23 protein-coding genes are annotated in these 23,165 nt (G+C 34.7%); 15 read left to right on the top strand and 8 right to left on the bottom strand.

The genetic code is table 11. The annotated features are described in order from the left end of the window. Positions 1–1,404: a glycoside hydrolase family 57 protein gene (locus DHU68_RS05135; RefSeq protein WP_108821910.1), complete on the top strand. Its 1,404-nt coding sequence runs from the start codon at positions 1–3 to the stop codon at positions 1,402–1,404. Between the two features lie 77 nt (positions 1,405–1,481). Here the strand turns inward: DHU68_RS05135 and DHU68_RS05130 are convergent, their stop codons facing one another. After that, entirely contained in the window at positions 1,482–2,234 is a 753-nt protein-coding gene (locus DHU68_RS05130) for an RDD family protein (RefSeq protein ID WP_108821909.1), read from the bottom strand. A 121-nt stretch (positions 2,235–2,355) separates the two neighbouring features. On the opposite strand from DHU68_RS05130, the gene DHU68_RS05125 reads away from it, so the two are divergent. Genes DHU68_RS05125 through DHU68_RS05100 form a run of 6 tightly spaced genes read left to right on the top strand, consistent with a single transcriptional unit; the run spans position 2,356 to position 8,667 of the window. Next, complete coding sequence (locus DHU68_RS05125; protein WP_108821908.1) at positions 2,356–3,327, top strand: stage II sporulation protein M; 972 nt, start codon at positions 2,356–2,358, stop codon at positions 3,325–3,327. Further along, positions 3,305–4,165 (top strand): hypothetical protein, encoded by an 861-nt coding sequence (locus tag DHU68_RS05120; RefSeq protein WP_108821907.1) that lies wholly within the window; start codon positions 3,305–3,307, stop codon positions 4,163–4,165. Before DHU68_RS05125 ends, DHU68_RS05120 begins: the two co-directional genes overlap by 23 nt. Before the next feature lie 2 nt (positions 4,166–4,167). After that, the gene (locus DHU68_RS05115) at positions 4,168–4,947 is read left to right on the top strand and encodes a hypothetical protein (RefSeq protein WP_108821906.1); all 780 of its coding nucleotides are present in this window, start codon (positions 4,168–4,170) and stop codon (positions 4,945–4,947) included. Continuing rightward, entirely contained in the window at positions 4,937–6,349 is a 1,413-nt protein-coding gene (locus tag DHU68_RS05110) for a DUF4350 domain-containing protein (RefSeq protein ID WP_108821905.1), read from the top strand. Before DHU68_RS05115 ends, DHU68_RS05110 begins: the two co-directional genes overlap by 11 nt. A 12-nt stretch (positions 6,350–6,361) precedes the next feature. Continuing rightward, positions 6,362–7,336 (top strand): MoxR family ATPase, encoded by a 975-nt coding sequence (locus DHU68_RS05105; protein WP_108821904.1) that lies wholly within the window; start codon positions 6,362–6,364, stop codon positions 7,334–7,336. After that, the gene (locus DHU68_RS05100) at positions 7,300–8,667 is read left to right on the top strand and encodes a DUF58 domain-containing protein (RefSeq protein WP_108821903.1); all 1,368 of its coding nucleotides are present in this window, start codon (positions 7,300–7,302) and stop codon (positions 8,665–8,667) included. The genes DHU68_RS05105 and DHU68_RS05100 overlap by 37 nt, the downstream gene beginning before the upstream one ends. A gap of 72 nt (positions 8,668–8,739) precedes the next feature. On the opposite strand, the gene DHU68_RS05095 is transcribed toward DHU68_RS05100, so the two are convergent. From DHU68_RS05095 to rfbA, 7 genes are all read right to left on the bottom strand, one after another. After that, positions 8,740–9,654, bottom strand: a complete 915-nt coding sequence (locus DHU68_RS05095) for an FISUMP domain-containing protein (RefSeq protein ID WP_108821902.1) — start codon at positions 9,652–9,654, stop codon at positions 8,740–8,742. A gap of 92 nt (positions 9,655–9,746) precedes the next feature. Next, complete coding sequence (locus tag DHU68_RS14155) at positions 9,747–9,914, bottom strand: hypothetical protein (protein WP_160111077.1); 168 nt, start codon at positions 9,912–9,914, stop codon at positions 9,747–9,749. A 123-nt stretch (positions 9,915–10,037) separates the two neighbouring features. Continuing rightward, positions 10,038–12,320 (bottom strand): NADP-dependent malic enzyme, encoded by a 2,283-nt coding sequence (locus DHU68_RS05090; protein ID WP_108821901.1) that lies wholly within the window; start codon positions 12,318–12,320, stop codon positions 10,038–10,040. 160 nt (positions 12,321–12,480) lie between these two features. Next, entirely contained in the window at positions 12,481–13,482 is a 1,002-nt protein-coding gene (locus DHU68_RS05085; RefSeq protein WP_108821900.1) for a S41 family peptidase, read from the bottom strand. A gap of 13 nt (positions 13,483–13,495) precedes the next feature. Continuing rightward, entirely contained in the window at positions 13,496–14,296 is an 801-nt protein-coding gene (locus tag DHU68_RS05080) for a glycoside hydrolase family 25 protein (protein WP_108821899.1), read from the bottom strand. A gap of 6 nt (positions 14,297–14,302) precedes the next feature. Next, positions 14,303–14,851 (bottom strand): dTDP-4-dehydrorhamnose 3,5-epimerase, encoded by a 549-nt coding sequence (rfbC, locus tag DHU68_RS05075; RefSeq protein WP_108821898.1) that lies wholly within the window; start codon positions 14,849–14,851, stop codon positions 14,303–14,305. A gap of 14 nt (positions 14,852–14,865) precedes the next feature. Beyond that, the gene (gene rfbA / locus DHU68_RS05070; RefSeq protein ID WP_108821897.1) at positions 14,866–15,729 is read right to left on the bottom strand and encodes a glucose-1-phosphate thymidylyltransferase RfbA; all 864 of its coding nucleotides are present in this window, start codon (positions 15,727–15,729) and stop codon (positions 14,866–14,868) included. A 213-nt stretch (positions 15,730–15,942) separates the two neighbouring features. On the opposite strand from rfbA, the gene DHU68_RS05065 reads away from it, so the two are divergent. From DHU68_RS05065 to DHU68_RS05030, 8 genes are all read left to right on the top strand, one after another. After that, positions 15,943–17,676 (top strand): S41 family peptidase, encoded by a 1,734-nt coding sequence (locus DHU68_RS05065; protein WP_108821896.1) that lies wholly within the window; start codon positions 15,943–15,945, stop codon positions 17,674–17,676. An 84-nt stretch (positions 17,677–17,760) separates the two neighbouring features. Beyond that, the gene (locus DHU68_RS05060; protein ID WP_108821895.1) at positions 17,761–18,357 is read left to right on the top strand and encodes a DUF4290 domain-containing protein; all 597 of its coding nucleotides are present in this window, start codon (positions 17,761–17,763) and stop codon (positions 18,355–18,357) included. A 42-nt stretch (positions 18,358–18,399) separates the two neighbouring features. Beyond that, entirely contained in the window at positions 18,400–18,918 is a 519-nt protein-coding gene (rimM, locus tag DHU68_RS05055) for a ribosome maturation factor RimM (protein ID WP_108821894.1), read from the top strand. Between the two features lie 104 nt (positions 18,919–19,022). Next, entirely contained in the window at positions 19,023–20,114 is a 1,092-nt protein-coding gene (proB, locus tag DHU68_RS05050; protein ID WP_108821893.1) for a glutamate 5-kinase, read from the top strand. Continuing rightward, entirely contained in the window at positions 20,104–21,357 is a 1,254-nt protein-coding gene (locus tag DHU68_RS05045; RefSeq protein WP_108821892.1) for a glutamate-5-semialdehyde dehydrogenase, read from the top strand. Before proB ends, DHU68_RS05045 begins: the two co-directional genes overlap by 11 nt. 14 nt (positions 21,358–21,371) lie before the next feature. Further along, positions 21,372–21,557, top strand: coding sequence for a hypothetical protein (locus tag DHU68_RS05040; RefSeq protein WP_108821891.1), 186 nt, complete (start codon positions 21,372–21,374; stop codon positions 21,555–21,557). Further along, entirely contained in the window at positions 21,557–22,459 is a 903-nt protein-coding gene (locus DHU68_RS05035) for an acyltransferase family protein (RefSeq protein WP_108821890.1), read from the top strand. Before DHU68_RS05040 ends, DHU68_RS05035 begins: the two co-directional genes overlap by 1 nt. Before the next feature lie 6 nt (positions 22,460–22,465). Then, positions 22,466–22,855, top strand: a complete 390-nt coding sequence (locus DHU68_RS05030) for an acyltransferase family protein (protein ID WP_108821889.1) — start codon at positions 22,466–22,468, stop codon at positions 22,853–22,855. Positions 22,856–23,165: the final 310 nt, after the last annotated feature.

The following is a 23,165-nucleotide window of genomic DNA, read 5'->3' as shown; positions in this document are numbered from 1 at the left end:
ATGAAAAATATTTGTTTCTATTTCCAAATACATCAACCCAATCGTTTAAAAAGATACAGATTTTTCAACATTGGTAGTGATCATTACTATTATGACGACTTTGCAAATGAGGATTTCATTCAGCAAGTTGCAGAAGTGTCTTTTATCCCGGCTAATAGGCTTTTACTGGATATGATAAAAGAATCCAATGGTAAATTTAAAGCAGCTTTCTCTATATCAGGTATTGCCTTAGACCAAATGGAAATCTATGCTCCTGAAGTAATTGATGGCTTTAAAGAGTTGGCAGACACCGGATGCGTAGAATTCTTGTCTGAGACACAAGGCCATTCATTAGCATCTTTGATAGATCCAGAAGAGTTCAAACAACAAGTAACTCATCACAGCAACAAAATAGAAAGCCTGTTCGGCTTAAAACCCAAAGTATTCAGAAATACTGAATTAATATTTTCAGACGATATTGCACAGCTTGTTTACGAGATGGGATTTAAAGGCATGTTAGCTCCCGGAGCAAAACGTACATTGGGTTGGAAGAGTCCTAACTATGTATATCAAGCCGCTGCCGAACCAAGACTAAAACTCCTTATGCGTAATCCGAAGTTCAGCAATGACATTTCGTCTCAATTCTCAAACTACGACTGGAGTGAATATCCTCTTACAGCTGAGAAATTCATAAACTGGATAGCCTCAACGCCTAAAGAAGAGCAAGTAATAAATTTATTCATGAACTATGAAACTTTGGGTAATTTTCAAAAGAAAAGTTCGGGTATCTTCGATTTCATGAAGGCTTTACCTCGATTTGCTTTTGAGAAAAACATCAGTTTTGCAACACCATCTGAAATTTTAGATAAACTTAAACCTGTAGATACTATTTCTTCAATGCATCCTATCTCTTGGATAGGTGAAGAAAGAGACTTGTCTCCTTGGTTGGGCAATACATTGCAGCAAGAAGCCTTCAATAAACTATATGAGATATCAGAAAGAGTACGTTTAAGCCAGGCAAGACGACTTCTGCAAGACTGGGTCTATCTGCAAGCCAGTGACCATTTCTATTATATGGGGACTAAGAATGCACTACCTTTCAGTCCATTCCCTTCTCCATACGAGGCCTTTAATACATATATGAATGTCCTTAGCGATTTCAAAGAAAGGGTTTACTCCGAATTTCCTAGCTCTATTGAAACAGAAGAACTTAATTCTCTTCTTACTACTATACACAATCAGGCTGATGAAATTGACCGCCTGACAGATAAAATAGAAGAATTGGAGGCTGTTCCTAAAACTGTACCAGAAACAAAGGCTGCCCCTAAAACAAAAGCTAAACCAGCTTCGACAAATACAAAGACGAAAGAGAAGCCATCAGCTACAGCCACAAAGAAATCGGCAAAAACTAAACCTAAAGCGTAAGGAACAATACATTATTTATCAATAAAAAGAGGTAATCATTCAGATTACCTCTTTTACTTTATTGTTAAATGCTATAATTACTTCAATTCTTGTACCGACAGATAATTATAATCATGTACTATTTTTCTTAAGAATAAAATATCTGAACCGTCGTAGGAATAGCCTGTAATCGATTTTATCCGATCTGCCAAACGCTCATTAAAGTAATTCCCACTTTCCACATTATTATCATCTATTATGGTAAGAATTGTCTGAATATCCTTATCAGACAAACGATCAAGAACATCTGTATAAACGACTTTATAATCGTCTCTGAAATCAAGTTCTGTAATAGACAGTCTTTTATCTCTTGCATTAAGGTTTAAATCTATAACTGTAGTGCCTGCAAGCAAGTCTCCTAGACGTTGCGACTTCTTCGTTACTGCTACCATGATGACTCCAAGAAAATGACTCGTCAACGTAAAATCAACTAAACGAAAGAGCCATCTGATCAAATATGATCCTACAGAGGGAGTCGTTCCATCTATATTTATTACCCTTATTTTCATTATCATTTTGCCGGGGCTTTGTCCATTATTGAATAGCTCAAACAAAAAGTCGTAGAAAAGGAAAGGAAAAAAGAAAATGACAAAGATTAATATTGTAGTTAGTTCTCCATCAAGAAATGTATCAAAAGTAAAATATCCTATAATAGAAAATATCCATATCCACCCGATAAACCATAAAATCATGAAGATTAGATCCAGAATATGGGCTAATATACGCTTACCTAATCCGGCCGTATCATAATCTATTGTTACATTTTGTGTCGTTTGTACTTCAATTATCATATCTCAACTAATATAGAATAGACAAATTTAATTTTTTTCAACGATTATTAGCATTTATTTTTCTTCTTTTTAACCAAAGGGTTATATTTGTACGAATCATTTTTATACAAACTACTACAGAATGCGAGAAGCTGCTTTCGTTAAACAGAACAGAGATAAATGGCAACAAATTGACAGCCAAACACAAGGCAACAATATCCCTGCTGAAACTTTAGCGGACAACTTCATTGAGCTTACCGATGACTTGTCATATGCTCGCACTTTCTATCCTCGTTCTCAGACAGTAAGATACCTCAATCAACTTACTGGGCGATATTTTATAAATATTTACAAATACCGAAAAAGAGACAAAGGGCGATTCTGGCGCTTTTGGAAAGAAGAACTCCCCGGCATCATGTATGAGTATAGAAGAGATATGCTATGTGCACTCCTATTCTTTCTCGCAAGCATTTTACTCGGTATATTTTCGTTACAACAGGAATCTGATTTTGCAAATTTGGTTTTAGACCCTTATTACGTGAATATGACTTTGGAGAATATAGAGAGTGGAGATCCTATGGCCGTTTACAAAGATCCCCATAAAGAGTTCATGTTTTTCGGTATTGCTACCAACAATATAAAAGTCGCTTTTTTTGCTTTTATCGCAGGCATTTTCTTCTCTGTAGGAACAGTCTATATCCTTTTTGCCAATGGAGTAATGCTTGGGGTTTTCCAGTATTTCTTTTACACAAAAGGGCTATTGGCAACATCTGCTGTCACTATATGGATGCATGGCACATTAGAGATTTCTGCAATTGTAATAGCCGGAGGTGCCGGGCTCATATTAGGCAACAGCCTCTTATTTCCGGGTAGTTATAAACGGTCTACAGCTTTACTGAAAGCTACAAAAGCTGCGTTAAAAGTCATTGTAGGTCTAGTTCCCGTATTTATTGTTGCAGCTTTTATCGAAAGCTACCTAACCAGACTGACAGAGTCTCCTTTATATTTTAAATTAATAATAATCGGATTATCCGCATTATTCATTATATGGTATTTTATATATTATCCTTATTTAGTAAACAAAAGAAAAAATGGAACCATCGCAAAAAATTAAATTATTTGGGAATCGTGATTTCAGCGAAAATTTCGATATGACCCTAAACTTCATCAAACTAAACTATACTAAGCTCTTAAAAGGCATAGCAATATTAATTCCGGCATTGCTTATATTAGCTTTCTTTACGCCCACTACAAGTAGCTTAACTGCTGGCATGGATACATCTGATGTGATGGGATTCTATTCTTCAATATTTTCTATAGGTTTCGTGTTAGTGTACATACTATCAACGCTTATCACTTATATCATATTCTTATATACTATTGCATATATGTCTTTATATGCAAAATCTACTGATGGAACTGTAAAAAATGCAGAGGTATGGTCTAAAGTAGCAAATGCATTTTTGCCTATGATTGGAGGTGCTATCATATTCGGATTTCTATCTACTATTGGGATTCTTCTATGTATCATTCCGGGAATCATCGTTTATGTTTATTTAGGTTTTTATGCATATGTTTATATCAACGAGGATAGAGGTGTTATTGACAGTTTTTATAGGAGTTACGAACTTGTTTCTAATAATTGGTGGATCACTTTTGTATATGGACTTGTATTCGTTATATTAATAGGTATCGGGAGTATAGTATTTACCATTCCTACGTATCTTATTACATTAGGCTATGCGCTTCAGATAGATTTCCTTTCTAGTGACATATTTGCATATATAGCTACATTTATAAGTTCTGTTGGTGGTTTATTACTTTCTCCTATCTTATATATGGCATTAGGTGTGATGTATTACAGTCATAGAAACAAACTGGAAAGAATAGATATGATAACTGAGATAGAGAGTATTGGTGTTGATACAGATGAAACAAATAATCAATTCTAAGATTGTTGCTAATAACTAAAATAAAAAGCTATTGTAGGGTTAGAAGTGTTATTTTAATACTTCTAACCTTTTTATGCATATCTTCTTATGCTCAACAAGCTGTTGCCGTAGATTCAACAGCAGCAGTTATTAGCAGCAATACTCTTCAAAAAGACAAACAATCTTCGGTAGATTTTAGAGTACCTGAGAAAAATAAAATACGAGAATACAAGAACGATAGCCGCTTCAGATATAATGAACCTGAAAGAGGTCTTTCGTTATGGGATAAAATTAAGTTCTGGTTCTTCAACTTTCTGAGTGAATTACTCGGATCAGTTTCTCAAACGGGAATTCCTGGTGTTATTGTTATCATAGTGATTGTGCTTCTAATTTGTCTTATTATTCTTCGAATTGCAGGTGTAGATTACAGAAAAATCTTAGGTAAAAAAGAAATTGATACTCCGGAGATAGATATCTACACAGAGAACGTTCATCAGATGAACTTTGAATCCCTTATCGCTAATGCACTAAAGAATAAAGATTACCGTCTCGCAGTACGTTTTCTTTACCTAAAAAACTTAAAACAATTATCAGATAAAGAGATAATAGACTGGAAGGCTAATAAAACAAACTATAGTTACCAATATGAAATATCTAATAGTTCTCTACGGTCTAAATTTTTGGAAACAACTTTAATTTTCGACTATATATGGTATGGTGAATTTCCTGTAAGCGAGAATAGTTTTGAGGAAATACAAATACACATGAATGATCTTAGCAAAATGCTAAACAATGAAAGATAGAAAAATGACAATATTGGTCACGGTGATTATCCTTCTACTGATTGGATTATCATTTGCAAAGTCGAAAGGTCCTCAGCCTGTCGACTGGACTCCTTCATTCATGAATACCAAAACCGCACCATATGGAACTTATATAGCTTATGATCTTCTTACTGATATCTTTGAAAAGAAGAATATACAAACTACACGTGTCCCAATTTATAATAATCTGAAAAAGATTAATGGAAAGTATATCTATTATGATGAAGAGAATAATCCTTCTTACTATAGCAATGTATATGACGCAGCAGATGATGAATACCTCTATACAGAAGAGATTTTAATATCCGATAGTCTTACCCTAACAAATACTGCAACTGCTATTGAAATAGATTCTTTAGATATAGCAGAAAATGAAGAAGACTCTATCGAAAGCGAGACGAATCCGACTAGCTGGTATTTTGATTTAGACAGCATCACTGATACAACATCTTATTTGTTTGTAAATATGCGATTTGATATCGACGATCTGGATTTGGAATACCTTCTCGACTTTGTTGGATTAGGAAACAATGCTTTTATTTCCGCTGAAATTTTCAATAATAAACTGCTGGATACATTAGGAATACACAGATCTTATGATTACTACAGGTCAGATACTGTATTCAGTCTTCCTGACTATCCATCCAGAGAATACCGTATCGGAACCTTAAGCAATACCTTGGCTCTTAATACAGATAGTTGCCCATACCCTGTGCGAACATTAGGTGTAAATAATCACAATGATACTGTATTTATTGATATCCAGTATGGTAGAGGACACATATATTTACATACAGTCCCTACTGCTTTTACAAATATAAATATGCTGAAAACAACAGAGTATGATTTCGCCTTCAGATGTCTATCATATCTCCCTGAGAATAGTAAAATTATCTGGGATGAATTTCAGAAGCAGGGTATGCAAGGAAGAAATTCTTACTTCAGAGTATTGTTTGCTAATCCTCCTCTGCGGACAGCTTTGTACATTGTTTTAGCCGGATTGCTTCTTTTTATGATCTTCAGAGCGAAGCGTACCCAACGAATAATTCCGGTTATTACACCTCCAGTAAACTCCTCTTTAGAATTTCTTGGTACAATCAGCAATCTATACTATCGCAAAAAAGACTTTACAACCATTGCTCAGAAAAGACATGCTTACTTCCTCGATTTCATAAGAAAGAATTATTATATGTCTACCGAAAATACCGATTCTGACTTCATATCCAGATTAAGTGCAAAATCGGGCATGGACAAAGAAGAGCTAAGTGAGCTATTCAGTCTGCATAAAGACATTACTATATTACCCTATGTATCAAACGAACTCTTCCTTAAATACAACAGCCTGTTGGAAGACTTCTACAAGAAAGCTAAAAACAAATAAAAGATTTAAAATATGTCAGAATTAGAATTCCAATCGAGAATAGATTTCTCTGAATTGAGCCAAAGTGTTCAAGATATAAAAAATGAAATCGGTAAGGTTGTAGTTGGACAGCATCAACTCATAGAGCAAATGATTGTCGCTATATTAGCGAATGGACATGTTTTAGTAGAAGGTGTACCCGGTGTTGCAAAAACATTATCGGCGAAGTTGCTGGCAAAGACTATCGATGTAGGCTTTAGTCGTATACAGTTTACCCCCGACCTTATGCCTTCGGACGTGCTGGGTACAAGTATATTTCTTCCCGGATCAAGTAAATTTGAATTTAAGAAAGGACCTATATTTTCCAATATTGTACTCATTGACGAGATTAATCGTTCTCCAGCAAAAACACAAGCTGCCTTATTTGAAGTTATGGAAGAACGTCAGGTAACAAACGATGGAACAACCTACAAGATGGACTACCCATTCTTAGTTATGGCAACACAAAACCCTATCGAACAAGAGGGAACATACAGATTGCCAGAAGCTCAGTTAGACCGTTTCTTATTTAAGATTACTGTTGACTATCCCAATATAGTAGAAGAAATAACAATTCTTGAGAAACAAAACAAAGGCGAATTATCTATAGATGTTGGAATTAATCCTGTACTAACAGCGGCTAAATTGAAAGAACTTCGTTCGGCTGTAGAGAAAGTTCTTGTTGAAAGACAACTACTCGAATATATAGCTCAGATAGTATCTGCGACTCGCCAAAGTCCTTGGATCACATTAGGAGCCTCACCTCGTGCTTCACTGGCTATATTAAATGCTTCAAAAGCTTTGGCTGCAATCAGAGGAAGAGATTTCATTACTCCTGACGACATAAAAGAAATGGCAGTACCGGTATTGCGACACAGAGTATTATTAACACCAGAAAAAGAAATGGATGGAACATCCACTGATACAATTATATGCCAACTAATAGACAAAGCGGAGGTTCCCCGATAATCGGTTTTTTCAAAAGTTTATATTTGACTAACCGTTTCTTCATCACACTAGCCATATGTGTGTTGGGACTCTTTATTTGCTTCATTTTCGACGAATATTATTACTTGATGCAAATAATGTTAGGGGTTCTTCTTGTCTTTCTTATACTTGATATCATATCTGTTTATAGACAACGAAAAGGGATAGTAGCTCATAGAAACACACCCGATAGATTGTCCAATGGTGATTTAAATACTATTTCTATCACTGTCACAAACAGATATCCTTTTCCTATAAGAATAAAGATCGTAGAAGAAGTTCCTTTTCAATTTCAAAAAAGAGATTTATACTTTACAACGACATTAGGAATTGACCTTTCGGAAGTCTTTTATTACGACTTGCGCCCTACTCAACGAGGAGTCTATCAATTTGGAGCTGTCAACATATATGCTTCGGGCATATTCAGTTTTATAAGCAGACGTTATATATTCGACAATCATAAAAATGTAGCAGTGTATCCTTCCTTTATAGAGATGCACAAGTACGAACTTCTAGCTGCTTCACACCGATTGACAGATTATGGAATAAAACGTATTAGACGGATTGGACATGCTACAGAGTTTGATCATATCAAACATTACACTATAGGCGATGATCCTCGCACGATCAACTATAAAGCAACTTCTCGTATGAATCAATTGATGGTTAATTCATACCAGGAAGAAAAGTCACAACCAGTATATTGCTTAATTGACAAAGGACGTACTATGAAAATGCCGTTTAATGGCATGACACTGCTCGACTATGCTATTAATTCAACCTTGATGGTTAGCTCTACAGCTTTGAATAAGGGAGATAAAGCCGGGCTTATCACTTTCTCTAAAAATATAGATGAGTTATTACCCGCTGACAGACAGCGCCGCCAACGTAACAAGATATTAGAAACTCTTTATGCTCAAAAGACAGACTTTAAGGAATCTGATTACGAAAGATTATATGCTACTGTTCGTCGAAAATTGACACAAAGAAGTTTGATTATTCTCTACACAAACTTCGAAACAGTGAATGGGATGCGCAGGCAACTCAAATACCTGAGTCATATGGCAAAAGACCATCTTGTACTTGTTGCATTCTTTTTGAATTCAGAATTTAATGACGTTTTAGAAAGTACTCCAACGAATATAGAAGAGACATTTAGAAAGGGAATGGCAGAAAAGCTATCCAATGATAAATATCTTATAGTAAAAGAATTGAATAGATACGGAATTCATACTATATTATCTAAACCTGAAAGCCTTACAATTGACTCTATCAACAAATACCTAGAATTCAAGTCCAGAGGTCTAATCTAATAGAACAATTTTTTTCATATATAAAATAAGCCACAATTAAATTATGGCTTATTTTATCAATATATTAATCTATTAATTTTGTTTACAACGAACTGAATACAAAAAGGTCCTCATTGCTGATCCTATTACCATATCTGTTGTATTTGCTGGTCTAAAAGTAGTTGCATAGGCTGCTTTATTGGTTAAAGTTCCCACTCCAAGAGAAGCACTTGCTGTCCAAAAACTAGCTTCATTGCCATATATCATAGAGTTCCCAGTTTTAGCACCTGTCATCAACACATCAAATCCTCCTTCTTTAGCTGAATTACTTGCACCATTTGGAATTTGAGCTGCCCTTAAAGGTATATTAGATTTTGCGGTGGTAGCTCCCCCACGGGCTCCCACGGTATAAGGACGTGACGAATAATTAGCAAAATTGTCTGAATTACTTTCGGCATCTTCTTTAAGAACAGCGAATAGTTCTTGCCATTCTGCTAAGCTTGGTAAATGCCAGCCATCAGGACATATTCCTTGACGTTGGATTTTTTGTTCATAGTATTCGTCCACATTAACACCATCTCCCTCGATATTATCAACATTACCTTGCCCATCACTTCCTCCTTTTCCATTAGTAGCTAATGCCCAGCTGTATAACAGACCTTGCTCTTCCGCCCATGTTGTAGGCTGAACAGCTGCTACATTTGTTATGGAACCATTAGGATAATGAGCTACCCTAATATCCATTCTATTAGAAAAATCATCAGATGTTAATTCTCCTGGATAATAAATATTCTCACATGATCCTGGAGATGTTTTTGTTCGTAAATTAACAGTCATCCATCTGCCTGCTCTTCCAAATACTGCTGTAGAATATGAATTGCCCTCATGATCTGTCAGAATCCCTGTTAATGGATCATAATGACTCAAGTTCTTTCGCTGCGGTATAGACTCCCATCTAACCCCATTCCAAACATTTACTCCTTTACAAATATCTTTTACCCCTTTCATATTCCAGACAGTAACCCTACATACATATCCGAAGTATCATCGGAATTTATCGATATTGTATCTAGATTATGATCTGTCAACTGTAAACGAGGCTACATTAAACCTCTAGTAGAATTTACTCCTTTATTTCCATCTTCTTTTAGTTGTAACAAGGCTCCTTCTACAGGAGGCTCTCCTGAACCAATTGTAACCTGCGCATTGGTAAAATTTGATAATAAGAAAAATAAGGATATTAATTGTAATAACCTGTAACTATTCATTGTCTCCCCTTGTTTGTCTAATAATTTAGAATACTTTTATATTTTTTGCAAATATATATTTTTTTTCAAAAAAACTATCCAATCGAGCGTAAAAGAAACACAATAGAGAGAGCTACTTATATATCAATCTTGTCTGTTTGCAATTGCATCTACAACAGCAACTGTGGTCAAATTAACAATATCTCTGACTGAGCTTTCTATATCTGTAAAATGAACAGGCTTACGCAATCCCATCTGTATAGGGCCAATACTCTCCCCTACCATACCTAACTCCATCAATAACTTACTAGAGATATTAGCAGAACTCAGATTGGGGAAAATAAGCGTATTTACATCTCGTCCTTTTAGCGAGTTGAAAGGAAAAGTTCTATCTCGTAAATCTTTATTCATCGCAAAGTTAAGCTGGATCTCACCATCAATTATAAATTCCGGATAATTCTCATGAAAGTATTTTACAGTATCAGCCACATATTTTGGACCTCCATTATCATCCGCTCCATAATTTGAAAATGAAAGCATAGCCATAACCGGTTCTGTAGCAAAATACGTTACTGCATCATGAGTCAATTTAACTACTTCAATCAGAACTTCTTCATTAGGCCAACGATTAATGAGTGTATCTGCCAAGAAGAAAGGTCCTTTTTTAGTCTGAATAATATGCATTGCTGCAAAGTGTTTATATGCAGGTCGAAGACCTATCACTTCTAAAGCTATGCGCGCAAAATCGCGGTAGTGGCTATAAATCCCCGTTATTACAGCATCAGCATCTCCAGTTTCAACCATCATCATTCCATAATAGTTACGATCGCTCATTTTTTCAAATGCCTCCTGATAGCAAATTCCCTCTCTGGACTTTTTCTCGCTCAAAATCTTCGCATACTTAATACGACGCTCGTCTTCAGATATATTCCTATAATCTATAATTTCTACACCATTAAGATCTATACCATTGTCTTTAGCTATATTTTTTATTCTTTCCTTACTTCCCAACAAAATTGGATGACAGATTCCTTCTTTGTGTGAAATAATTGCAGCCTTGATCATATTTACGTGATTGCCCTCACAATAAACAACCCTCTTGAGCTTCTTTTCGTTTTTAATGACATTGTTCAGACGATAAATCAGTTTATTGCTATACCCCATCATTTCATCCAAACTATTTGCATAAAGCTCCCAATCGGAAATTATTTTACGGGCAACACCTGTTTCGATCGCAGCCTTTGCCACTGCTAACGACACTGTAGTAAGCAATCTTGGGTCTAAAGGTTTAGGAATTATGTATTCTGGACCATAAGTCATTTTATTAATATCGTAGGCTGTATTAATGACATCCGGTACTATTTCTCTTGCTAATCCGGCAATAGCTTTTGTTGCAGCTAATTTCATCTCCTCATTAATAACTGTAGCCTGAACGTCTAATGCCCCCCTGAATATATAAGGGAAACCAAGTACATTATTTACCTGATTAGGATAATCGGAACGCCCCGTAGCAAAAATTATGTCACCTCTGGATACTTTTGCATCTTCGTACGAAATCTCTGGATTAGGGTTTGCCAAAGCAAAGACAATTGGGTTAACATTCATTTTACGAACCATCTCTTTGGTCAAAACATCTGCTTTAGAAAGACCTAAGAAGACATCTGCTCCTTCAATTACCTGATCCAATGTAGTAAGGTCTGTATTGATAGCAAATTCTTTTTTAGCCTCGTTCAAATCGGTTCGCTTAGTAGTCAGAACCCCTTTGCTATCACACATCACAATATTTTCCTTACTAACACCTAGTTTTATATACAATTTTGTACATGCTATTGCCGAAGCTCCAGCTCCATTGACAACTAATTTAATATCTTTAATATCTTTATTAGCTATATCCAAAGCATTAATTAAGGCTGCTCCTGAAATGATAGCTGTTCCATGCTGATCGTCATGCATAACAGGAATATCCAATTCCTCTTTAAGCCTTCGCTCTATCTCAAAACACTCAGGAGCTTTTATATCTTCCAAATTTATCCCTCCAAATGTTGGAGAAATAGCTTTTACAATCTGAATAAATTTTTCAGGGTCTTGTTCATTTATCTCTATATCAAAAACATCTATTCCGCTAAATATTTTGAAAAGAAGTCCTTTACCTTCCATTACCGGCTTGCCTGCTAATGCACCTATATCTCCAAGACCTAAAACTGCTGTCCCATTCGAAATCACAGCAACAAGGTTTCCCTTTACTGTATATTCATAGGCTGTTTGTGGGTTTTTCTCGATTTCCAGACAAGGTTCTGCTACTCCTGGAGAATAAGCTAAAGATAAGTCTGTTTGAGTACTATGAGGCTTTGTAGGTACTACCTCAATCTTTCCGGGTTTTCCAGATGCATGGTATTTCAATGCAGCTGCTTTCGTCACTTTTGGCATAGCGTTACTTTTAAGTATAGATAGAATTTTGCTATACCAAATTTACGAAAAACGAAGCTGATTAAATAAGATTATTCCTTTTTGTAAACCATAAGTGATATGTTTAATAACACATCATTCGAAGAATAAATCAAGAAAGAACATATTTTGAACAATTGGACTATCGATTAGCCTTAATTACCTCAATAGCTTTCTCAATTATACTATCAACCCCCTTTTCCATATCATCGCCTGACATGTCTATTTTAATATCGGGATCAATACCAAATTCTATTTGTTGTTTCTCAGCATTCAACATTGGCGAAGCTGAAAATCTGATAGACCATCCATTTGGCAATTCTGAAGAGAAAGGCATCCCTCCACCTCCTCCGGTTTTATCTCCTATGACAATAGTATTGTCTCTATAGCGCATTGCATTCACAAAATCATTGGTGGCACTATAGCTACTTCTATTGGTCAGTATAATAACCTTCTTATGATACTTTATACCTTCGGAAGGTTCAATATATTTAGCATACGGCTCTGAAAAATCATTATGCCCCTTGCCTGTCTTATGCATTATATACCCTACCAGGGTCTTTTGGTCAAAGAAATGGGATGCAAGCTTTTCACTATTACTCAACAAACCACCACCATTATCTCTTACATCAATTATAATCCCATCACAAATACCCATCTTATACAGGACTTCGCTTATATTTCCCTCTCCTATTCCACTCGAAAAACTTCCATAATAAATGTATCCGATATTATCCTCTAGTATTTTATATTTCAATCCTGAGGCAATGCCATAATCTGTTCCAATATAATTTCGTTGGATTTTTTCATCAAAATTGTCAGGATAATCTTCAAACCAATTCCAATAACGGGCAACATCATGAGAAGCTGTCATATTAACATGCCCATCTTTAAGTTCTGCAAGCATCTCTCCCAACACCGAGAACAATGCTTTATTATCCATGTCTTCATGAATACGAACACTATATCGATCATATACATCATCCCAATCGATACCTTTATATCCGAAGAAACAATAATGCTCATCTATTATTTTCCATAGAGCTTCAAAATTTCCCTTCTTAGAATTTTCGAAATTATCTTCCTCAAAACAAGAAGAAAAGGCGAACAGAATGACGAATATGAATAAAATCTTATTTTTCATTTTCAACAGTTAGTTAAGGGAGTTGCAGTTCTTTAAATTCGTTGAAAGAATAGCGATAATAGTTCAGATCAATATGCCCATCAACTCCGGGTAACTCTCCTTTATGCGAAAACTGCCATATGCGCCAATTAGCTATTTCATCCGAAGGCTCATTATGCAGGTCACACATCCAAATTATATTTTCAGGGAAATTGCCCTTTATATAGAGTTTGTAACAATCTTTATTAGTATAAATAACTGGATGTATTCCTAAATACTCATATAATTCGTTTTCTAGAATCTTTAATTCATCAACAACCGTTTTCATATAATCTTTGTCTTTATTGTATACATTCAACGCTGAATGCTCCACATCTATGGCTGGGATTAAATCACCTGATTCTAATTTCGTATTTTTCAAAAAATGGTTAGCTTGCTCCTTTCCAGACATGGCAAATCGATAGAAATGGTATGCTCCAACTTTTATATTAGTCTCTTTTGCCAATGAATAATTGTAGATATAATTCCTATCTATATGTGAGGTATCCTCTGTTGATTTTATGTATGCAAAAGTTATATCTGTATCCAATAAGCTTTGCCAATTCAGTATGGGATTGTGATGAGAAACGTCTATCCCCTTTACAAAGTATTTGTTTGACTCGAAGCTTTCTGCTTCATGAAAATAATCCTTTATCAGAAAAAAGGCTAAAATTGAAAAACATAAAGCCAAAGAAAGAACAAGTAAATATATCTTCTTATTTTTCGCTCTAGAAGCTTTTTTCCCAACGGGTTTTCGCTTTGGCAACTGTTTTCTTTTAACCGTTTTCTTAGCCATTAGACATTATTCAAAGAGAATTGCTTCTGAGAACAATTGTCCAACTTTATCTTTTGCAGACAAGATCAATTCATTTTCATCTATTTGCCAATCTATATTAAGAGCGGGATCGTTCCACAACAAGGTTGCTTCATTAGCTGGCGAATAAATATTATCCACTTTATAAGAGAATATAGCTTCTGCACTTAACACAAGAAAACCATGAGCAAATCCTCTAGGTACAAATAGCTGCTTTTTATTATCTTCGCTAAGTTCTATTGTCAAATGTTTTCCAAATGTAGGGGATGATTTTCTCAAATCAACTATAACATCCAAAACACATCCTTTCAATGCACGTACTAATTTAGCTTGAGAAAATTCACCAGACTGATAGTGTAATCCTCTCAATACACCTCGAACAGATTTAGATTCATTATCTTGTATAAACTCTATATTTCCTATATGTTCTTCAAAAGCATTTTTCTTAAAAGATTCCATAAAATAGCCTCTTTCATCTTCAAATACTTTTGGCTCAATAACCCAAACGTCTTTTAGCTCTTGTTCTATAAAATTCATAATGCCCTAAACAATCAATCTAATAAACTCAAAATATACTGTCCGTAGGCCGTTTTATCAAATTTCTGACCTAAGTTCCTTAATGCATCATTATCAATCCATTTATTACGCCAAGCAATTTCCTCGATACATGAAATATAGAATCCCTGACGATTTTGGATAGTTTCTACATAATTACTCGCCTCAAGCAGGCTGTCACAATTTCCTGTATCCAACCAAGCAAACCCTCGTCCAAAAAGCTGAACTTTCAAAGAGCCTTCTTCCAGATACATCTTATTCAGATCTGTTATTTCATACTCTCCTCTTGCCGAAGGCTGGAGGTCTTTCGCTTTTTTAGTTACTGTATTATCATAGAAATAAAGACCAGGAACGGCATAGTTCGATTTTGGTTTTTGCGGCTTCTCTTCTAACGATATAACTTTGCCTTCCTCATCGAATTCCACCACACCATATGCACGAGGGTCTTTTACATAATAGCCAAAAATAGATGCTCCCGAAGTAATAGTAGCAGCTTCTTTCAACATTCGTGAAAAGCTTTGCCCGTAAAACATATTATCTCCAAGAATAAGACATGCTGAGTCTCCATCCAAGAATTTTTCTCCAAGGACAAAAGCCTGAGCCAAACCATTAGGTTTTTCTTGAATAATGTAATCGAACTTCATACCTATTTCTTCACCAGTACCCAATAGTTCTTTAAACATTGGTAAATCTCTCGGCGTTGAAATAACTAGTACTTCTCTAATTCCAGCTAGCATCAGTGTTGATAGCGGATAATAAATCATTGGTTTATCATAAACCGGCATTATCTGTTTAGATATTGCTTTTGATAAAGGGTAAAGTCGTGTTGCACTTCCACCAGCAAGGATAATTCCTTTCATAAATCAGCCTAATTATTTAGTAAAACACAAATATATAAATAAAACATCAGCGACGAGTCTAATCTATAATTTGTATTTTTCGTTATAAAAGGATTTTCCACTTATTTTCACTTTTTTTGTTAAATATAAGGCTTATATATAAGATACAAATTTCGCTATTTATAAAAAAAAGTATTCCTTTGTGTTGTCTTAAAACATAATATATTATTACAAATGAGAAATAAACGAATCGTTTTTTTTATTTTACTTATTGTTTCTTCTTTTAGCATCTCAAATGCTCAAAATGTTACAGATAAAGACAAACTTCAAGAACGATATTTTGATATAAATAAAAACATAGAAATATTCAATTCTGTATTGAAAGAGATGGATATGTTTTATGTGGATACTATAGACATAAATAAAACAGTAAGAGGAGGCATTGACAATATGTTGGGCACATTAGACCCTTACACAACCTACCTCAACCAAGAGGATATGAAAGAGTTTAGCACCCAGATTACAGGAGAATATGCCGGTATAGGTGCAGCAATAGCTCATAAAGACGGAAAAATTGTTATTTCTGATCCTTTTGAAGGTAAACCGGCCGATAAAGCTGGTCTAAAAACGGGAGACTATATTCTCGAAATTGATGGAAGAGACATGACTAGTTGCCCAAAGGTAGGAGGAGAAGTATATGCTCGTACATTAAGTAATTTTGTTAGCAACAACCTGAAAGGACAACCTGAGACTAAAATACGAATCAAAGTAGAACGCCCAGGAACAAAAAAGCCTATTACGGTAGATGTAATCAGGGAAAAGATCACGCTTGACATTATTCCTTATTACGGAATGCTCGATTCTACTACTGGCTATATTAGTCTTACCAGCTTTACAGATAAGTGTGCAAATGATGTAAAAAAAGCTTTTCTAGAATTAAAAGAGAAAGGTGCTACTTCTTTGGTTTTCGACTTAAGACAAAATGGAGGAGGTATATTGGAAGAAGCCGTTCAGATAGTAAATATGTTTGTACCTAAGGGTAAAACTGTTTTGTCAACGAAAGGGAAATTAAAACAACTTGATAGAACCTATAAAACGACTTTAGAACCTATTGATACGGAAGTGCCAATCGTTGTCCTCATTGACAGAGGCTCTGCTTCTGCTTCGGAAATTGTTGCCGGAGCACTGCAAGACATGGATAGAGCTATTTTGTTAGGAGAACGTACTTTTGGGAAGGGATTGGTACAGTCTACCCGCGAAATACCTTATGGCGGAGCGTTAAAAGTAACTACTGCAAAATATTATATTCCTAGTGGAAGATGCATTCAGGCTATCGACTACTCGCATCGCAATGCAGATGGTAGTGTCGGACGCATTCCCGATAGTCTTACAACTGTCTTCTATACCGAAAAAGGAAGAATGGTTAGAGACGGAGGAGGCGTTTCTCCAGATATAAAGTTTGAAGAGGAGAAAGTGCCTTCTATGACATATTACTTATCGAACCAATACATTGTTTTCGATTGGGTAACTAATTGGGTTCTGAAACACAAAAAAATTGATTCTCCTGAAACTTTTTCTATAACAGACGAGGATTACGAAGACTTCAAAGCATTCGTTAAAACAAAAGATTTTCAATATGACCGTATGAGCGAAAAATCAATGACTGCACTTAAAGAGGTTATGGAGTTTGAAGGACATATGAAATATGCTGAAGAAGAATTTAAAGCCCTTGAAGCTATGCTTGTTCCAAACCTAGACAGAGATTTGGAAACATTCAAAGAACATATTGTAAAATTGATCAATACAGAAATAATAAAAAGATATTATTATCAAAAAGGTGAAGCTATCTATACTTTAAAAAACGATAAGGAAATAGCTAAAGCAATAGAGATTCTAAAAGACAAAGAACTTTTCGTAAAAACATTGTCTACTCCTGAGAAAGAGGAAGACTCTGAAGCATCGAACTAGATCATTATCCTGAATTTAATAAATGATCGATTATTATTATTATTTTTGTAAACAAATTCACTTTCTACTTATTAGTATATACTGATGGAATATAATACCCAATTAAAAAAATTAGCTCTTCCTGAATATGGAAGAAATATTCAAAATATGGTAGACTATTGTCTAACAATACCTGATCGTCAAGAGAGAAAACGTTGTGCGAATACCATTATCAATATAATGGGAAACCTATTTCCTCACTTGCGTGATGTCAACGACTTCAAACATATCCTATGGGATCATTTAGCAATTATGTCTGATTTTAAATTAGATATAGACTACCCATACGAAGTTATTAAGAAAGAAGATCTAGGCACTAAACCAGGCAAGATAGAATACAGTCGCCCAGATATGACATACCGCCATTACGGTAAAACCCTTGAAAAAATGGCACATCTTGCTACTACAATTGAAGATCCGAAAGAAAAGGAACAATTTGTTTTATTGGTAGCAACTCATATGAAGAAGTCTTATATTCAATGGAACAAGGAAGTAGAAGATAGAAAAATTTTTGCGGACCTTTACGAATTAACAAATCAAAAAATAGATCTGCGAGATTCTGACATTAAACTACCTGAGATGAAAGATCTTACTCAGCGTAATAACAATAGTGGTAAAAACACAGGTAAAAAGAAAAAATAAGCCTTAAACAAAGATTTCTTCTACTTATTCATTATTCATTACATGATCAGAGAAAATGAAGTTTTCAAAATAGGAAAATTAACGAAGCCTCATGGAATCAAAGGAGAGGTAAGCCTCTCTTTCGACAATGATGTATTCGACAGAGTAGATTGCCCTTACTTGATATGCTCGATAAATGGAATATTTGTTCCTTTCTTTATCGAAGAATACCGTTTCAAAGGTAAGGATACAGCTTTAATTACTTTTGAAGGAATTGACTCTGAGGAAAAAGCCGCAAGATTTTCAGGAATTGAAGTTTATTTCCCTCGTAAATATTATGAAGAAGACACACAAGAAGATATAGAATATTCATGGAGTTTCTTTATTGGTTTTAAGGCAATAGATAAAAATGCAGGAGAATTGGGAATGATAGAAGAAGTAGATGAGAAAACTTTAAACACTCTTTTTCTTATCAAAAACAGCGAGGATGAAATTATTATTCCAGCTACAGAAAGCTTTATAGAGAAGATAGACCCGAAAAAGAAAATAATCTATCTACAATTACCTGAAGGTTTAATTTAACACAAACAAATAAGAATAGCACGACATATTTCTTTTGTTTTCAGAAAAGGAATATCTTTTTACTAAATAAAATAATAACTTTGTTCTTTTAGCATTATATTTCGATGAAAGAACGTATTGTTGTTAAAATAGGGAGTCAGATTCTAACCCGTATTGATGGCACACTGGATGTTACTCAAATGTCTGCTTTAGTAGACCAGATAGCTGAATTACATAAAAACAATATAGAAGTTATTCTCGTATCATCCGGAGCTGTAGCTGCAGGAAAATCGATAGTAAAAACAAAGTCGAAACTAGATACCATCTCTTCTCGCCAGTTGTATTCTTCCATAGGACAAGTAAAGCTTATCAATCGTTATGCAGACCTCTTTGGTCATCATAATATTGTTTGTGGACAAATATTAGCAACGAAAGAAGATTTCGCTACTCGCCGTCATTATCTAAATCAAAGAAATTGTATTTCTACAATGTTGGAAAACAATGTCATCCCCATTATCAACGAAAATGATGCAATTTCTGTCAATGAATTAATGTTTACTGATAACGATGAACTATCCGGATTAGTTGCAACCATGATGTCTTGCAAAAAACTAATTATATTAAGTAATATTGATGGTATATACAGTGGTAATCCGTCAGCGCCAGACTCTACTTTATTTACAAAAATTGATACACGAAAAGATAATATTGAGGATTGCATACAGACATCTAAGTCTTCAACTGGTAGAGGGGGCATGATAACAAAGTACAATATTGCCAGAAAAGTATCAGAAGAAGGGATAGAAGTTATCATTGCAAATGGAACCAGGAAAAATATCCTTATAGATTTAGTAAAAGGAAAAGATGTTCCTGCCACTCACTTTATACCATCTGATAAAGCTGTAAAAAGCATAAAAAAATGGATTGCTCATTCCGAAAGCTTTACTAAAGGAGAAGTTATCGTTAATGATGGCGCTAGAGAGGCTCTGCTTGGCAACAAAGCCGTTAGTCTACTGCCTGTGGGCGTAACTGAGATAGCAGGCAGTTTTGAAGCCGATGACATAGTCCTTATAAAGGATGAAAGCAGAGAACTTTTAGGAGTTGGAAGAATAGCTTATAACAGTGAGAAAGCAAAAGATATTATAGGGAAAAGCAACAAGAAAGCGTTGATTCATTACGACTATTTATATATTGAAAAAATAAAAAATGGACGATAATTATTTACATATATTTCAATTAGCCTCTGAAGCTAGCCGAAATCTAAACTTAATAGCACCTCAAGAGATAAATGCAATACTAAATCTTATTGCAGATGAAGCTGAGTCAAAAGCATATTATATTCTAGCAGAGAATCAGAAGGATCTTCACAGAATGGATCCCAACAATCCAAAATATGACAGGCTCTTATTAGATGAGCAACGCATCACTGCTATTGCAAACGATATTAGAAATGTAGCAAGACTCCCCTCTCCTCTAGGTAGAACCATAATGCAAAAGACTTTGGAGAACGGGCTTGAGTTATCTAAAATTCCGGTTCCTTTTGGCTTGATTGGTATTATTTATGAGGCTCGTCCTAATGTCAGTTTTGATGTGTTTTCTCTGTGTTTTAAATCCGGAAATGCTTGCATCCTGAAAGGGGGATCAGATGCACGGTATTCAAACGAAGCTATCATTAGCATTATAAGAAACATATTGGATGAGAACGGGATTAATCCTAATATTTGCACCCTTCTACCAAATGAAAGAGAAGCTACTGAGGCTCTATTGAATGCGCGTGACTATGTCGATCTAATTATTCCCAGAGGAGGCAAAGACCTTATTAATTTTGTACGAGATAATTCTAAAATACCTGTTATAGAAACAGGAGCCGGAGTATGCCATACATACTTTCATAAATCGGGAGATGTCAACATAGGAAAAGACATTATAACCAATGCTAAAACAAGAAAAGTTAGTGTATGCAACTCTCTGGATTGTCTTATTATCGACAAAGACAGACTCGACAATCTGACATTCCTTTGTTCTGACTTGGCTGCCAAAGATGTCATTATATATGCCGATAAACATTCATATGAAGCCCTCTCCTCTAACTATCCAACTCAGCTTCTAAAAAAAGCAACAGAAGATAGTTTCGGAACAGAGTTTCTTGACTATAAAATGGCTATTAAAACATCCAATAATCTTGATGAAGCCATAAAACATATTTCAACATATAGTTCAAAGCATAGCGAAGCAATAATCAGTGAAGACAGCGAAGCTATATCTACATTTGAGAAACTAATAGATGCAGCATGTATATATGTGAACACTTCAACAGCATTCACCGATGGAGCTCAATTTGGATTAGGTGCTGAGATAGGTATCAGCACTCAAAAAATGCATGCTCGTGGGCCAATGGCTTTAGATGAATTATGCACTTACAAATGGCTCATCAAGGGACATGGACAAATAAGAAAATAGCTACACTTAACCACATGAGAAAAAAGAAAAAGAAGAAAACAGGTAAAATTACCTTAGAGGACTATATAATAGCTGTAAAAAAAGCAAACAGAGAAGCTGAGCTTTCAGAATTTAGTGGTTGGAGACGAACAACCTCCATACATAAAAATAAAAAAGCTTACGATAGAAAAGAAGAAAAGAAGAATATTCCGGATGAATAATGGAGCGTAATTTAAAGCTTGACTATTTTAAAATGATACTGAGCCTATTGGTTATTACAGTACATAGTCAGCCTTTATTCGATGAAGGCTCTTTAACTGGATGGCTAATATCTAATGGAATAGCAAGGATTGCAGTTCCGTGCTTCTTTATAATAAGTGGCTATTATATACACCGCAAATTGGAGGGTATCAAGCATCTTAAGAGATATCTTTTACACCTTTTAGTAGTCTACATCACTTGGTCGTTAATATACTTCCCTGTATATTATTCATCTATTGAGCCACGATCTCTTATCACGTTTGCTTTAATGGGTTATTATCATTTATGGTTTTTGCCTGCATTAATTTTAGCAATAATACTTCTTGCATTAGGTCGAAAGTTCTTAAAAGAGGACAAGCTGATTCTATATAGCGGAATCATTTTATTTCTGATCGGATATTTAATGGAAAATAGTAATTTCCCATACAGAACCTTCTGTAACGGACTATTTTTTGGATATCCTCTTGTTTCTCTTGGTTACTTCATCTACAGAAAAAATATAACTTTTAAGATCAAAAATCAATTATTATACCCCATCTTAGTAATTAGCACTTTATTTTTACTATTAGAATCCTTCCTAGGATATAAGGAAGATGTGTATCACAATCTATTTATATCTTTTTATTTTATATCTCCGGCTTTGGTGATATGGGCTTTAAATTCAAATAAAAGAAGTAAAGCAAATACATACGTGAGTCAACTGGCTGCGGGAATCTATTATGTTCATATATTTGTATTAACTCTAATTATCCCTTTAACAGAAACGTTTAATATTAACAAATTCCCATTTATAGCCTTTGTTTCAATATTATTAGCTATTTTCATAACCTTTATAAACAAACGAATCAAAATATTTCTATAGAATCTGATGGAGAGAAATGTCACACTAGATTATTTTAAAATACTCTTTAGTATATTAATCATAACAATTCACTTGTATTACCCATATGAAGCTGGGCAATTAAACCTTAGATGGTATATCCCTGAAGGAATAGCCCGAATCGGAGTTCCTTTCTTCTTCTTGGTAAATGGTTATTATTTTGCTAGAAAAATAAATGATACAAAAGCTATAAAAAAATATCTGATACATATACTTATCATTTATACAACTTGGTATATCATTTACCTCAGGCCGCAGATACTCAGAGTAGAGCAAGTCGATATTATTAATGATCTTAGAATTGATATTCTCTTAGAAAAATATTTCTGGGGAATTTTTCATCTATGGTACTTACCTGCTCTATTTTTGGTATACTGATCTTAGTCTCCTTAAAGAAAATCATTAAAAGAAATTCTATCATCTTGACACTTTCTTTAATCCTATTTTTGGTAGGATATATCTTACAGTCGATGGATACTGATTATATCGTTTTCCGAAATGGTCTCTTCTTTGGATTTCCATTCATTGCCATAGGATTTTGTATAAAGAATTTTGACATAAAAAAAATAAAAAATCTGCATTTGATAATTTTATTCATCTTACTCTTGTCTATTTTAGTTATAGAATCAACATATGCCAAAGAAATGTTTTGCAGAAAAGATTTATACTTATCTTTAATCTTTCTTGC

Origin of the sequence: Dysgonomonas sp. Marseille-P4361 (genome assembly GCF_900343125.1) — a bacterium.
Classification (GTDB): Bacteria; Bacteroidota; Bacteroidia; order Bacteroidales; family Dysgonomonadaceae; genus Dysgonomonas.
Note: the sequence above shows the minus strand (reverse complement) of the source record. Positions and strands in the feature narration are given on the sequence as shown.

Coding starts and splice junctions, on each gene's coding strand:
- DHU68_RS05110 (WP_108821905.1), top strand. CDS start 4,937: ATGAAAGATAGAAAAATGACAATATTGGTCACGGTGATTATCCTTCTA.
- DHU68_RS05085 (WP_108821900.1), bottom strand. CDS start 13,482: ATGAAAAATAAGATTTTATTCATATTCGTCATTCTGTTCGCCTTTTCT.
- rimM (WP_108821894.1), top strand. CDS start 18,400: ATGATCAGAGAAAATGAAGTTTTCAAAATAGGAAAATTAACGAAGCCT.
- DHU68_RS05130 (WP_108821909.1), bottom strand. CDS start 2,234: ATGATAATTGAAGTACAAACGACACAAAATGTAACAATAGATTATGAT.
- rfbA (WP_108821897.1), bottom strand. CDS start 15,729: ATGAAAGGAATTATCCTTGCTGGTGGAAGTGCAACACGACTTTACCCT.
- DHU68_RS05060 (WP_108821895.1), top strand. CDS start 17,761: ATGGAATATAATACCCAATTAAAAAAATTAGCTCTTCCTGAATATGGA.
- DHU68_RS05065 (WP_108821896.1), top strand. CDS start 15,943: ATGAGAAATAAACGAATCGTTTTTTTTATTTTACTTATTGTTTCTTCT.
- DHU68_RS05135 (WP_108821910.1), top strand. CDS start 1: ATGAAAAATATTTGTTTCTATTTCCAAATACATCAACCCAATCGTTTA.
- DHU68_RS05030 (WP_108821889.1), top strand. CDS start 22,466: ATGGAGAGAAATGTCACACTAGATTATTTTAAAATACTCTTTAGTATA.
- DHU68_RS05105 (WP_108821904.1), top strand. CDS start 6,362: ATGTCAGAATTAGAATTCCAATCGAGAATAGATTTCTCTGAATTGAGC.
- DHU68_RS05120 (WP_108821907.1), top strand. CDS start 3,305: ATGGAACCATCGCAAAAAATTAAATTATTTGGGAATCGTGATTTCAGC.
- DHU68_RS05095 (WP_108821902.1), bottom strand. CDS start 9,654: ATGAAAGGGGTAAAAGATATTTGTAAAGGAGTAAATGTTTGGAATGGG.
- DHU68_RS05100 (WP_108821903.1), top strand. CDS start 7,300: ATGCCAACTAATAGACAAAGCGGAGGTTCCCCGATAATCGGTTTTTTC.
- DHU68_RS05090 (WP_108821901.1), bottom strand. CDS start 12,320: ATGCCAAAAGTGACGAAAGCAGCTGCATTGAAATACCATGCATCTGGA.
- DHU68_RS05045 (WP_108821892.1), top strand. CDS start 20,104: ATGGACGATAATTATTTACATATATTTCAATTAGCCTCTGAAGCTAGC.
- DHU68_RS05125 (WP_108821908.1), top strand. CDS start 2,356: ATGCGAGAAGCTGCTTTCGTTAAACAGAACAGAGATAAATGGCAACAA.
- DHU68_RS05035 (WP_108821890.1), top strand. CDS start 21,557: ATGGAGCGTAATTTAAAGCTTGACTATTTTAAAATGATACTGAGCCTA.
- DHU68_RS05040 (WP_108821891.1), top strand. CDS start 21,372: ATGAGAAAAAAGAAAAAGAAGAAAACAGGTAAAATTACCTTAGAGGAC.
- DHU68_RS05080 (WP_108821899.1), bottom strand. CDS start 14,296: ATGGCTAAGAAAACGGTTAAAAGAAAACAGTTGCCAAAGCGAAAACCC.
- DHU68_RS14155 (WP_160111077.1), bottom strand. CDS start 9,914: ATGAATAGTTACAGGTTATTACAATTAATATCCTTATTTTTCTTATTA.
- rfbC (WP_108821898.1), bottom strand. CDS start 14,851: ATGAATTTTATAGAACAAGAGCTAAAAGACGTTTGGGTTATTGAGCCA.
- proB (WP_108821893.1), top strand. CDS start 19,023: ATGAAAGAACGTATTGTTGTTAAAATAGGGAGTCAGATTCTAACCCGT.